A 13482-nucleotide genomic window follows, 5' to 3' on the forward strand; every position below is an offset into this window, starting at 1 on the left:
GAGGTAAGACCATGAAATTACCCCAACACGTTGAATTGTATGAGGTAGGGCCAAGGGAAGGTTTTCAATCGGAAGCAAGCACGATTCCGACAGAGGATAAGATTGCCCTCATTAACGCATTGAGTCAGGCTGGACTCAGAAACATTGAGGTTACATCTTTTGTCAGTCCGAAGTGGGTACCGCAGATGGCAGATGCAGAAATGGTGCTGACAAAGATCAAGAGAGCGCCTGGGGTTGCTTATCGGGCGGCATATCTGAATTTGAAAGGGCTGGAGCGAGCGCTAGCCAATGACGTTACATTGGACGGAAGTCTGGTTTTATCTGCAAGTGATGCCTTTTCGAAGCGGAATATGAATAAATCGACGAGTGAAATGCTCGCGGCGCTTCCAGAATGGATTGAGGCCTATCAGGCAGCAGGCATTCGTGTGAAACAGATGGGATTTATGGCCTCCTTTGGCTGCAACTTTGAAGGCTACATCTATTTGGATCATTTGCTGGATGTCATGGGCAAGGTAATCGCTTTGGCAGAAGGCTATGGAGAACGGGTTCAGAAAGTAAAACTAGCTGATACGATGGGATGGGCCAACCCGGAACAGATTAAGCAAACGGTTCGTGCCATTCAGGATAAGTGGCCAGAACTTAATATACATTTGCATCTGCATGATACACGCGGGCTGGGTCTAGCAAATGTTTACGCAGCGCTTCAGGAAGGCCTGTGGGAATTCGATACGGCGGTTGCAGGACTCGGAGGATGTCCATTTGCTGCAGTGAAGGGGGCACCAGGGAACATTTCTACAGAGGATGTCGCGTTTCTGTGCGAACAAATGGGCATCGATACAGGACTTAACTTGGAATCCTTGGTTGTATGTACCAAGATGGCCGAAGAGATTGTAGGACGAGAGCTCCCTGGACATCTGTCCAAAGGCGGGGTTCTCTCTGGAATCAGACCGCGATCTTGGATGCAGGTACAAGGATAATAGATTAACAGAAAAAAATAATCATAGGATATGGAGGAATAAAAGATGATTTTGGAATCTACTGACCTACAGAATGATATTCGCGCCGGTGTGAGAGAGGTTTGTTCACGGTTCGATTTAGATTATTGGAAACAATCCCATGAGGAAGGTACCCATCCGACGGAATTCGTAAAAGCAATGAGTGACGCGGGGTGGTTAGGGGCACTTATTCCGGAAGTGTACGGAGGTTCGGGGTTAGGTTTTACTGAGGGAGCCATTATCTTAGAAGAAGTCAACCGATCTGGAGGAAACTCCAACCAAGTTCATGCCCAAATGTATACGATGGGTGCGCTTCTGAGGCATGGCAGTGAGGAACAAAAGCGCAAATACTTGCCGAAAATTGCAAACGGTTCTTTAAGACTGCAAACGTTCGCTGTTACGGAGCCAGACGCTGGTACGGATACGACTAAAATTAAAACTTTTGCTGTGAAGAAGGGAGACCGTTACATTATTAACGGACAAAAAATCTTCATCTCCCGCTTCAACAACACGGATTTGATGCTGCTCCTTGCCCGTACAACACCGCTTGACCAAGTTCAAAAGAAAACCCACGGCATCAGCTTGTTCCTGATTGACACGCGAGAAGTTGGAAATGGCATTGAAGCGACAAAAATATCGACAATGCTAGGAGGCGACACGAATCAATTGTTCTTCAACGACCTTGAAGTTCCTGAAGAATGCCTGATCGGCGAAGAAGGAAGAGGACTCTACTGCGTTATGGACGGCATGGTCGCAGAGAGGATTCTTGTATCCGGATCAGCGCTCGGCAATGGCAAGTGGTTTATTGACCAAGCAGTCAAGTATGCAAACGAGCGCGTTGTATTTGACCGCCCGATCGGCAAAAACCAAGGCATCCAATTCCCGATTGCGAAGGCATATATGGAACTTCGATCTGCGGAGGCGCTGATGTATGAAGCAGCTACCAAATTCGATAGCAATATGCCAGCTGGTGCAGAAGCAAATATGGCGAAATACCTATGCTCGGAAGCTGCTTATGATGCGGCTGAAGCTTGTATGCAAACGCACGGCGGCTATGCTGCAGCAAACGAGTATCACATTAACCGCAAGTGGATGCAAGCAAGAATGATGAAGATCGCTCCAATCTCTTCTAATCTAATTTTAAGCTATGTAGGCCAGCACGTGTTGAAAATGCCAAGGTCATATTAAGAAAGGTTCAAGAAAGGAGGGCGATTGGTGTGAGTATAGTGAAAGAATCCTATGAAATGTTGAAGGTTGAATTTAAAGGGGAAAATAACGAAATTTTGGTTATTACGCTAAATCGACCTGAAGTGATGAATGCGATGAATACCAAGATGCTCGAGGAAAGGCTATCGCTGTTTCGCGAGCAGGCCTACAACGAAGATTTAAGGTGCGTTGTTATCACCGGAGCAGGTGAGAAAGCGTTCAGCACCGGAGGAGATTTAAAGGAACGTAACGGAATGAGCGACGGCACCTGGAAACGGCAGCATCATATAATTGAAGATTTAGTACTGTTAACACGGGATTTCCCGGTACCTGTCATTACCGCCGTGGAAGGCTATGCTCTTGCCGGAGGCTGTGAATTGGCACTGTCGACTGATTTTATCATTGCTTCGGAAACCGCCGTTTTCGGCTTATCGGAAGCTTTGAGAGGTATTTTACCAGGTGGCGGAGGGCTGCAAAATCTGGCTCGAGCGATTGGGATACGCCGAGCTAAGGAGCTCATCTATACTGGGCGAAAAATTGATGCGGCTTTAGCATACGAATGGGGCATGGTCAACCGAGTCGCTTCCAAAGGAAAGGCGCTGGAAACCGCGCTGGAATTGGCAGCAATGATAGCAGACACCGCCCCGATGGCAGTAAGAGCAGCTAAAACCTCAATCAACCAAGGTTCAGAAACCGACTACCGTACAGCCTACGCGCTGGATATTGCAGCATACAACCTGTTGGTGTCATCAGAGGACAGGTTAGAGGGAGTGGCGGCTTTTAATGAAAAGCGTAAACCTAGATGGAAAAATCAATAACGACTTGATGACGAGGCTTGCTGCCTTTATTACGGGAACATACTATCATCAGCTTCCTCAAGAAATGGTGGAATTAGCCAAGCTGGCTATAATCGATACAATAGGGGTGTCTTTGGCCGGATGGAATGAACCCGCCGTAGAAATGGCCAAAAAGGTATATGCCTCCCAGAAGAATGGGCAGGGCGGTGTCTCCTCTCTTTGGGGGGAGTCGGTGAAGGTAGAGTGCGACAAAGCAGCAATCATTAATGGGACTGCCTCCCATGTGTTAGATTATGACGATGCCTCTGTTGGTGTCGTCATCCACCCAAGCGCTCCGATTCTGTCGGCTATTGCGCCGCTTGCCGAGAAGCTTAGCAGCTCGGGCAAGGAGGTCATTACGGCCTATGCCATAGGTACGGAAGTCATGATCCGCATTGGGCAAGTGATGGGGATACGGCATTACAATCTCGGCTGGCATGCAACCGATACGTTGGGCACAATGGGAGCGTCGGCTGCTTGCTCCTATCTACTGCATCTCAATGCGGAGCAATGCTCCCATGCAATTGCCATCGCTGCATCGATGACCGGAGGGTTACAGAAGAATTTCGGTTCCATGACCAAGTCGCTGCACGTAGGATTGTCGGCATCCCACGGCATTCAGGCGGCAGTGCTTGCTGAACAGGGTTTTACTGGGAATGGTAACATTTTTGGAAAACGCGGCTTTTTCATGGCGTTTAGCGGTGGGGTCGGTGAAGATGAGCTACAGAATGCGATGAACTCCATCCGATTCGGAGATCCTTACGATATGTTAGCGGGACTATCCGTCAAGAAGTTCCCTTGCTGTTTTGGCACACACCGCTTTATCCAAGGAGCGCTGGATATTAAAGAGGAACATCAGTTGAGCTTAGATGCTGTAGAAGAAATTGTGCTTCGAGCGCAGCCTAGGAGTCTCTTGCCCTTAGTTCATTCCCGTCCAGTGACAGGATTACAGGGAAAGTTTAGTGCCGAATATACCGTACTTGCGGCGATGGCCGATGGACATGTGAAGTTGAGCAGTTTTGAGGACGAGCAAGTACAGCGTACTGACATTCAGAAGCTGCTTCCTAAGATCAACGTGTTGGAAATGCAAGAATCGGAGAAAGACAAGCGATTTAATCGAAGATTGCCAGTAGAGATTCAAATCAAGACAAAAAATGGTCAATTGTATGAAAAAACTGTTCTTCACGCACCGGGTTCCAAAGAAAACCCACTGAGCGAAAAAGAGCATCGTGAGAAGTGGATCAGTTGTTTAAGCCATTATGCCCAATCCTCACTTGATCATGGCGGCATAGAGACAATCGCCCATGAACTGTATGATCAAGGTTTACGAATTGACGTATACACATGCTTCAGTGATTGGGTAAACGAGATACACAATCAATTGAATGATTATCAACCATAACAATCGATTTGATTACAATAGGGGAATAAATGGAAGGAGTATCATAATGAAAATTGCATTGTTCAACGAAAATCGCGTAGGTGTTGTCGATGGCAGCAATGTGATCGATATTACTGAATTAACTACTTGGAACAACGAGGAGCCGCAATCCTCCCTAGTCGAGCTGATGGGAGAATTCGAAGATTTGAAACCGAAAATTGAAGCGGGCCTAGGGTCTTGTCCTGTTTATCCTGTATCGGACGTGGCGTTATGTGCCCCTGTCCCAAATCCAAGCAAAATTGTAGCGGCTCCTATCAATTATATTCTGCACAAACAAGAGATGAACACCGCTTTAACGGTGGACAGACTTGGCTTTTTCCTCAAATCACCTTCTTCAATAATTGGGCCGGGTCAAACGGTACTGCTGCCGTTCAAAGACCGAAGAGTGGATCATGAAGCGGAAATTGCCTTCGTAATTGGTAAGGAGGCCAAGGATGTCAAGGCGGAGGATGCGTCTAAGTATATCTTCGGATATCTCGCATTAATGGACATTACGGTTCGCGGCAAGGAAGATCGGCCATGGCGCAAATCCTTCGATACCTTTACTCCAATAGGTCCATGGATTGTGACAGATGACGAAGTAGAGAACCCGAATCAACTGCAAATGAACCTGTGGGTCAACGATGAAATCAGACAATCGGCCAACACGAGGGATCTCATTTACGATTGCTATAAATTCTTTGAGGCGGCTTCCAGTGTGATGACGCTGCTTCCAGGAGATATTGTCACGACTGGAACACCGGAAGGAGTGGCTCCAATTACAAAAGGAGATACCGTACGCATTCACATCGAAAGAATTGGTGAATTTTCCGTACAGGTAGACAACAAACCGGGCGTTTAACCCTATTATTTGGATACTGACAGCTAGTCATTATAAAAAAGAAAAAGAAATTTAAAATGAAGGCATCATTTATTTTATAGATAAACAGTTAACAAGAATTGAATGGCGACTGGGAGAATTCGTATGGTTTATCCAGAAAAAGATAAATTAGAATACAGGATCAAGAAACTGAGAAATGAAATGATCCAGTCTGCTGCAGCAACTAGTTTTAAAAGTCATAGGACCATTTACTATAGTCAGAAATTAGATAAACTCATCATGATTTATCAAAAACTCAATTATAAAAAAGACACTAGAGAAATAGTGTTTAATAGAAATGAAATTGTTTGAATGTTATGACTATATACAGTTTTATTACCCTTACATTTTATATCTACTTTTTGTTTAATTTGAATCGATTTTATACGAGTTTAATACTATTTAAATGATGTTATTACGAAAGAGGGGAATTAATATGTCGGAACATAAAGCAAAACAACAATGGACACCGGAGTTACTGGATTTCCACCAGAAGCTGAATGATAAGAATATGGGACCATTATGGGCTTCCGTGTTCAGCTCATCACAGCCAAAGCCCCGAGCTGTTCCGTATTTATGGAAAAAGAAACTGATTCTCGACATGCTGGACAAGGCCAAGGAACTGCTACAGGTAGGTACAGGATCCATTGATCGACGAGCCGTGTACTTAATCAATCCGGGTATGAAGCATATGGAGCCTCACGGATGGGGAGGTGCAACGCAAACGCTGTATGCTGCTGTTCAAGCGCTTAATCCGGGGGAAATCGCTCCACCTCATAGGCATATGACTTCAGCACTGCGGTTTATTATGAAAGGTCATGGTGCATCCGGGATTGTGAACGGTGTGAAATATCACTTCGAACCGGGAGACTACGTCATCACACCGGAGTGGTGCTGGCACGATCATGTAAATGAAGGAAACGAAACGGTGCTATGGATGGACTGTTTAGATATCCCTTTCACTTCGGCACTGACAAGCTCTTTCTTCGAAATGTATCCGCAGGAACAGCAGCCGATCGAGTTTCCTGATGATTACGGCACAAAGCGTTATGCGGGAGGCATGGTACGGCCAATTTCCGATCGCAAACCTTCACCTGCACCGCTTGGACGATACACATGGGACTTGACGAAACAAGCACTTGATGGACAGAGTGAATTGAGGCCTGATCCATTCGACGGGTTCGCCGTGGAATATATCAATCCGTCCACAGGCAAAGACGCAAATGGAAGAGTCGGCTCCAGAATGCAGAAGCTTCCGGTTCATTATAAGGGAAAAGCGCATCGCCATATGCACAGCTCGGTGTACCATGTGTACAAAGGTAGTGGGTATACGGTGATGAACGGTATTCGTTTTGACTGGGAAGCAGGCGATTTCTTCGCACTGCCGGCCTGGACATGGCATGAGCACGTGAATACATCCGAGACAGAAGAGGCATTTTTGTTCTCTACGAATGATCTGCCGATTATGGAGGTCTTTGGCTTTGAAAGGGAAGAAGCTAATACAGAACACGGTGGTTATCAGGAGATTAAATCCGTTTTTGAACCTGAATTCTCTGATGATGTAATAGCAATAGAATAATAGAATCATAATCCAATTTAAAAGATGGGGTGATCATGGTGGGAGAAGTCAAAGAGGTTATCGTTGTAGGCGGTGGAATAGGCGGATTAGCTGCTGCTTACGGAATTGCTAAATTAGGAAAAAAAGTAACGCTGCTCGAGCAAGCTCCGAATTTTGGTGAGGTGGGCGCCGGATTGCAGGTGGGCCCGAACGGCTTGCGGGCACTTGATGCTTTAGGAGTCCTGGATGAAGTCTATAAGCTAGCGATATTTCCTCGCCGTCATGTGTTCATGGACGCGCTAAGCGGCAAGGAGCTATCGGCCGTACAATTTGGAGATTCATTCCGTGAGCGTTTCGGGTATCCGTACATCGTTATTCATCGTTCTGATCTGCATAGTGTTTTGCTGAAGACTTGTCAATCTTTAGATAATGTTTCATTCTTAACTAATCATAAATTGGAATCCGTTAAAGAATTCGCTAATTATGTTGAATTGCGTTGTGAAAACGGGGCGGTACTACAAACGGAAACATTGATTGGAGCGGATGGAATCCGTTCGATGACACGTAAACTAGTAAGCCTAGCAGATCCAGTTGTATCTCAATATGTAGCTTATCGCTCTACCGTTCCGATGTCGGAAATGACGATCAATATCGATTGGGACGAAAAACTAACGTGGATCGGGCCTGGCATACATTTGGTACAGTATCCAGTGCGTCATAAGAGTGTCATTAACCAGGTAGCGGTATTCAAAAGCTACAAATTTAATGAGAACACTGATGATTGGGGGACTGCGGAGGAACTCGATCAAATGTTTGGCGATAGCTGTACGACCATTAAAGAATCCCTAAAATTCGCAGAACGCGGTTTGGTGACAAAGCTGTTTGATATCGAACCGCTGGAAAAATGGTCAACCAATCGCGTTACGCTGCTGGGTGATAGTGCTCATGCGATGCTTCAATATCTCGCACAAGGGGCTTGTCAAGCTCTCGAAGATGCTGTTTGTTTAACGGAAAAAATGCGTGCTAACGGTTCAAATGTAGCGAAAGCGTTGGACGAATATCAACAGGAACGCATTCCAAGAACGGCAGAGGTACAGCGTGGAGCACGGACTTGGGGAGACATCAAGCATGCGGAGGATTCAGTTACAAGGCTTCTGCGAAATACGATCATGCTGAATCGTTCAGCAGATGATTACCAATATTTGGACTGGTTATACAAAGAGAGAACGCTTACCACTGTTTAAAACAATGGAGGTAGGTTCTAACTGAAGTATTTCAAAGGCTATATTCCTTTATACATCCTTGGATATAGCCTTTACTTATACTTTTTCTTAAAGAGAAGTCATTTGATTATATATAAATTAAAGGGCGTGGTCATACATGAAAGCTAATAAATTGAGGAGTCCCTTAGAGGGTATACGTATTCTCGATCTGTCAACCGTTATTGCGGCTCCTTACGGTGCTACACTTCTTGGTGATTTTGGTGCAGAAGTCATTAAAATTGAAATGCCCGATGTCGGTGACCCTCTGCGTAATCTAGGACCCTATTATAAAGGAGAAGGATTAAGATGGCCAGGCATGGCTCGTAACAAGAAATCGATTACGTTGGATTTGCACCAGGAAGAGGGCAAGGACATTCTGCGGAAGCTGGTTAGCAAATCTGATATGGTGATTGAAAACTTTCGAACCGGTACACTGGAAAAATGGGAAATTGGCTATGAGGATCTGAAAAAAATCAATCCTAATTTAGTCATGATCAGGGTAACAGGCTATGGACAGACAGGCCCTTATTCACACAAAGCAGGTTTTGGCACACCTGCTACAGCCTTCAGCGGGTTTACGTATTTGCACGGCTATCCCGATCGCCCACCAATCAGCCCTTCTTTTTCCTTAGCGGACTATGTGACGGGAATTTATGTCGCTTTTGCTGCGGTTACAGCCTTGTATCACAGGGATTGTCAAGAGCAAGGGTCAGGACAATACGTAGATGTCAGCTTATATGAATCGATGTTCAGGATGATGGAATTTTTGGTAACCGACTATGATCAGACTGGCACAATCAAAGAAAGATCACCTGGATTGAGCGGTCATTCAGCACCCGCAGGGAATTTTCTGACCAAGGACGGACAGTGGGTGATTTTAGTTACGAGCTCCGACAAGACCTTTGAGCGTCTGGCAAAAGCCATGAATCGGGAAGATATGCTGACGGATGAACGCTATTCAACAAACTCGGTTCGTTTGACGCGATTTGATGAAGTCAATGGGATCGTCTCCGATTGGGTGAAAACCAAAACGAAAGATGAACTGCAGTATCTCCTCGACGAATGCGGCGTGCCTATGAGTCAGATCAACAGCATCAAGGATATTTTTGAAGATCCCCAGTACCAGGCGAGAGAAAATATTGTTGAAGTTGAACATCCGCGATTGGGAAAGGTCAAAATTCCTGGTATTGTTCCCAAATTTTCTAAAACACCGGGCTCTATCAGGCAAATTGCTCCGGATTTAGGCGAACATAACGATGAAATTCTGACAAAACTCTTGGAGTTGGACGAAGGAACCATTGCTAGTTTAAAAGAGAAAAAAGTGATATAAAGGAGTGTTCGGGTTGGTGAGTAATGCAGAAGTTACGATTACCGAGGTTTGTCCGAGGGACGGGTTTCAAAGCGTCAGCGAATGGATTCCAACGGAAGAAAAAGTCAGAATTATCAACCAATTGATTGGTTGCGGCTATAAGCAGATTGAGGTTACCTCTTTTGTGCATCCCAAGGCGATTCCACAATTGAAAGATGCGGATGAAGTATTGAAACAAATCAAACGTTCGGAGCACGTGAAGCTGAGGGCACTTGTTCCGAATACACGTGGTTTGGAGAGAGCCATTGCAGCTGGCGTGGACAAGGCGAAGCTGATGCTGTCCGCTTCCGATTCCCATAGCATAAGCAATGCAAATTGCAAGACGGAAGAGGCTTTTCAGAAGTTTGAACCGCTGATCGACCTCGCAGGAAAAAGCGGCATGAAGGTATCGGGATCGATCTCTGTTGCGTTTGGATGTCCTTATGAAGGTGAAATTCCAGTTGAACGTCTTGTGATGATATGTGAACGGTATCGTTCCTTGGGAATTGAGGAAATTTCACTGGCGGATACAACGGGTATGGCAAATCCATTGAGAATTAAAAACAATGTCCGTGAATTAAAGCAGAGATTTCCGGACTTTACCTTTTCTCTTCATCTACATAATACAAGAGGTATGGCATTTGCCAATGCCGTGGCTGGATGGGAGGAAGGAATTGTTCATTTTGACAGTTCCGCAGGAGGATTGGGAGGTTGTCCTTATGCACCTGGTGCTAGTGGCAATATAGCTTCTGAGGATTTGATTCATGGATTTAGAGAAATGGGGATTTATACTGGTGTTTCCTTAAATAGCGTGTTGGAGGTGGCTAAGGATTTACAACAGAGTCTTCCACAATATGTAGACAGCTTTCTTCTGAAAGCAGGCAAATGTTCGGATTTATCCGTCAGCCCAAAGGGGCAGCAAAAAATTAAGTCTTAGTTAGGGAAGGATGGGGGAATTACGAGTGCACCAGCAAATGTTAAGTACTGACTATGGATCATTTCGCATTAACAGTCTACAGTCGTTGGGACAAAGTGGACTTGTGAATGTGATTGATTTGCCATATACGACGAGGATTTTGCTTGAATCGCTCATGCGAAATCAAAGCAGGATTGGACTTACAGAACAGGATTTAATTCAGTTGGTTTCAAGAACAGGATCCAATGAAACGGTTGAAATCCCGGTTGTACCCACTCGAGTCATTATGCAAGATGCATCGGGTGTTCCGGCCTTAGTCGACTTGGTGTCGCTTCGTCAACGATTGATGGAGGAAGGAATCGATCCACGTCACGTAAATCCTGTTATTCCCGTTGATTTGGTTATCGATCATTCGGTTCAAGTCGATTATTTTGGATCGGCATCGGCTTTTTCAAACAATCTTCACATGGAATATGAACGCAATCAGGAAAGGTACGAGTTTTTAAAATGGGCGCAGCAATCATTTACAGGCTTATCTGTCATCCCGCCGGCCAATGGCATCATCCATCAAGTCAATTTGGAATGCTTGACCAGAGTTGTACAGTTAACGAAACAGGATCATGAGAGTATTGCTCATCCCGAAATGGTAATCGGTACGGACTCCCATACCACGATGGTGAATGCGTTAGGAGTACTAGGGTGGGGGGTTGGAGGAATCGAAGCAGAAGCGGCCATGCTGGGTATCCCTATTAGTATGTCAGTGCCTGAAGTGGTAGGTGTCGAAATTACTGGGCAACTTAATGAGGGAGTTACAGCGACGGATGTTGCCTTAACGATGACCCAACTCCTTCGACAGCACAATGTCGTGGGTAAATTCGTAGAATTCTTTGGACCTAGCTTGAAGAGGCTTTCCCTCCCCGATCGGGCGACCATCTCCAATATGGCGCCAGAATATGGGGCAACTTGCGGCTTCTTTCCGGTTGATGAAGAGACGTTAAAATTTTTGCGCATGACGGGCAAATCGGATGAGGAAGTCGATCTTGTGGAGCGATATTGCAAAGAACAAGGACTGTTCCATATATCCGATTCCAGTGGGAATAGAAAAGGTTATTCCGACCTTTTAATGTTTGATTTACAGAAGGTAGAAGCGAGTGTTTCGGGTCCAAGACGTCCGCAAGACAGAATGCCGCTTCGTGCAGTGAGACAATCGTTCCCCAAATCACTTTCTCCTATCGAGGCTAACGGAATGAATACCCGCAGCACACCATTGAAAGATGGCTCCATCGTGATTGCAGCCATAACAAGCTGTACAAATACATCAAATCCCGTCAATATGTTGGGCGCAGCACTTCTGGCTAAGAAAGCCGTGGAGTATGGCTTAACCGTGCCTAAAACCGTCCAGACGAGTTTGGCACCTGGGTCGAAGGCAGTTACAGGGTATTTGCAAAAAGCAGGATTGCTGCCTTATTTGGAAAAGTTAGGTTTTTATCATGCCGGATACGGATGTGCAGTATGCGTAGGCAACAGCGGTAACCTGGATGAAGATGTTGAAAAAGCGATTCAGGATCATGATTTGACGGTTGCTGCCGTATTAAGTGGAAATCGTAATTTTGAAGGACGCATTCACGCCTTAGTCAAAGCGAACTATTTGGCCTCTCCTCCTTTAGTCATTGCCTTTGCTATCGCAGGCACCATGGATATTGATTTGGAGTGCGAACCGCTGGGCCGATCTGCATCGGGCAAAGAGGTCTATTTGAAGGATATTTGGCCGAGTTCCGAGGAAATTGCTAGCCTAGTGGATTCTACGATTTCATCCGATTTATTTCTAGAAGCCTATGAAGGTGTGTTTGAAGGCGACGAGAGATGGCAGAGTCTAGAATATGATGATCATCCGATTTTTAGATGGGATGATCGATCGACTTACTTTAAAGCGTCCCCCTTCTTCCAAGCGGAGATCGATGAACACCAACCAGGAGATATTCACAAAGCGAGAGTCTTGTTAAAGGTAGGTGATTCCATCACTACTGACCATATTTCGCCTGTCGGCCACATTCCGTATGAGAGTACCGCCGGACAATATCTCGTTGAGCAGGACGTCGGACTCGCCAATTTCAATTCTTACGGTTCCCGCCGAGGAAATCATGAGGTACTTGTCAGGGGAACCTTCGCCCATCCAAGGCTAAAGAATAAACTTATAGATAAGACAGGCGGTTTTACTCTCCATGTGCCGAGCGGGGAGGAAATGGATGTCTATTCCGCAGCCATGAGCTATCAACGGGAAAATACGCCACTGATTATCTTAGCCGGCAAAGAATATGGAACGGGGAGTGCAAGAGATTGGGCCGCTAAGGGGACCTACCTTCTCGGCGTTAAAGCGGTCATCGCGGAAAGTTTTGAACGAATTCACCGCAGTAACTTGGTCATGATGGGGATTGTGCCTCTTCAATTTATGCCTGGCGAAAACTATGAATCGATGAATCTGACTGGTCTAGAGAGCTATTCCATCATAGGGTTGGACGAGCCGCTCAGTCCGTTCCGAAATGTGAAGGTTGAAGCCATTAAACCGGATGGCTCAAGGACCTCGTTCCAGACAGTATTGCGTTTGGATACCCGCATGGAGATTGAGTTTTATTTAAAAAAGGGTGTTTTTCAAAGTATACTAGACCAATGGGGAGAGAGATAAGAAGTTTAGCACGGCATAAAATCCAAAATCAAACGCTGCGCTTAACCTTCAAAAAGGAAAAGAGTGTTAATCCTTATGTGATCAACACTCCCGTTAGTGCAGTAACACTCATGTTATTTTTTTAGATTTGATTTCATTAATAGTGAAATCTGTTGCTTGTTCGTATTTGAAATTTATTCCAGTTGATTAACGATTAACTTTTGTCTTTGCAATCGATGATTTTGACTTAACTTAGCTTTCGCTTCTATTTTGTTGATGATTTTTATTTTGCATCCTTGAACTCCTTTGTTCATACCAGCGAGAAACAATGCAGGCCATGGTTTGATTTTTGATGTCTTTCCAAGTTAAGTCTATATTCTTCTCATCTATAAAATTTAG

At 45.3% G+C, this 13482-nt stretch carries 11 protein-coding genes and 1 pseudogene; 11 read left to right on the plus strand and 1 reads right to left on the minus strand.

The features are described 5' to 3' along the window. Nucleotides 1-11 precede the first annotated feature (11 nt). From ACQKFG_RS22000 to acnA, 11 genes are all read left to right on the plus strand, one after another. Nucleotides 12-977: a hydroxymethylglutaryl-CoA lyase gene (locus ACQKFG_RS22000; RefSeq protein WP_427562847.1), complete on the plus strand. Its 966-nt coding sequence runs from the start codon at nt 12-14 to the stop codon at nt 975-977. A gap of 45 nt (nt 978-1022) precedes the next feature. Beyond that, nucleotides 1023-2183, plus strand: a complete 1161-nt coding sequence (locus ACQKFG_RS22005; RefSeq protein WP_427562850.1) for an acyl-CoA dehydrogenase family protein — start codon at nt 1023-1025, stop codon at nt 2181-2183. A 29-nt stretch (nt 2184-2212) separates the two neighbouring features. Then, nucleotides 2213-3019, plus strand: coding sequence for an enoyl-CoA hydratase/isomerase family protein (locus ACQKFG_RS22010; RefSeq protein ID WP_427562853.1), 807 nt, complete (start codon nt 2213-2215; stop codon nt 3017-3019). After that, a complete protein-coding gene (locus tag ACQKFG_RS22015; protein ID WP_427562856.1) occupies nt 2985-4439 on the plus strand; it encodes an MmgE/PrpD family protein in 1455 nt (484 codons plus the stop codon). Before ACQKFG_RS22010 ends, ACQKFG_RS22015 begins: the two co-directional genes overlap by 35 nt. Nucleotides 4440-4485: 46 nt before the next feature. Next, complete coding sequence (locus ACQKFG_RS22020) at nt 4486-5319, plus strand: fumarylacetoacetate hydrolase family protein (RefSeq protein WP_427562858.1); 834 nt, start codon at nt 4486-4488, stop codon at nt 5317-5319. A 123-nt stretch (nt 5320-5442) separates the two neighbouring features. Beyond that, the gene (locus ACQKFG_RS22025) at nt 5443-5649 is read left to right on the plus strand and encodes a Spo0E family sporulation regulatory protein-aspartic acid phosphatase (protein ID WP_427562861.1); all 207 of its coding nucleotides are present in this window, start codon (nt 5443-5445) and stop codon (nt 5647-5649) included. 124 nt (nt 5650-5773) lie between these two features. Beyond that, nucleotides 5774-6916: a cupin domain-containing protein gene (locus ACQKFG_RS22030; RefSeq protein WP_427562864.1), complete on the plus strand. Its 1143-nt coding sequence runs from the start codon at nt 5774-5776 to the stop codon at nt 6914-6916. A 38-nt stretch (nt 6917-6954) separates the two neighbouring features. Continuing rightward, nucleotides 6955-8139: an FAD-dependent monooxygenase gene (locus tag ACQKFG_RS22035; RefSeq protein WP_427562867.1), complete on the plus strand. Its 1185-nt coding sequence runs from the start codon at nt 6955-6957 to the stop codon at nt 8137-8139. 136 nt (nt 8140-8275) lie between these two features. After that, on the plus strand, nt 8276-9487 hold the full coding sequence (locus ACQKFG_RS22040; protein ID WP_427562870.1) for a CaiB/BaiF CoA transferase family protein: 1212 nt from the start codon (nt 8276-8278) through the stop codon (nt 9485-9487). Between the two features lie 16 nt (nt 9488-9503). Next, nucleotides 9504-10442, plus strand: coding sequence for a hydroxymethylglutaryl-CoA lyase (locus ACQKFG_RS22045; RefSeq protein ID WP_427562873.1), 939 nt, complete (start codon nt 9504-9506; stop codon nt 10440-10442). 25 nt (nt 10443-10467) lie between these two features. After that, nucleotides 10468-13104: an aconitate hydratase AcnA gene (gene acnA, locus ACQKFG_RS22050; protein ID WP_427562876.1), complete on the plus strand. Its 2637-nt coding sequence runs from the start codon at nt 10468-10470 to the stop codon at nt 13102-13104. A 173-nt stretch (nt 13105-13277) separates the two neighbouring features. On the opposite strand, the pseudogene ACQKFG_RS22055 reads toward acnA, so the two are convergent. Continuing rightward, nucleotides 13278-13406 (minus strand): annotated as a pseudogene (locus ACQKFG_RS22055) (FMN-binding negative transcriptional regulator); the annotation flags it as partial. Between the last annotated feature and the right edge of the window lie 76 nt (nt 13407-13482).

Source organism: Peribacillus sp. NPDC076916 (genome assembly GCF_050269675.1).
In the GTDB taxonomy this organism is placed as follows: domain Bacteria; phylum Bacillota; class Bacilli; order Bacillales; family DSM-1321; genus Peribacillus; species Peribacillus aracenensis.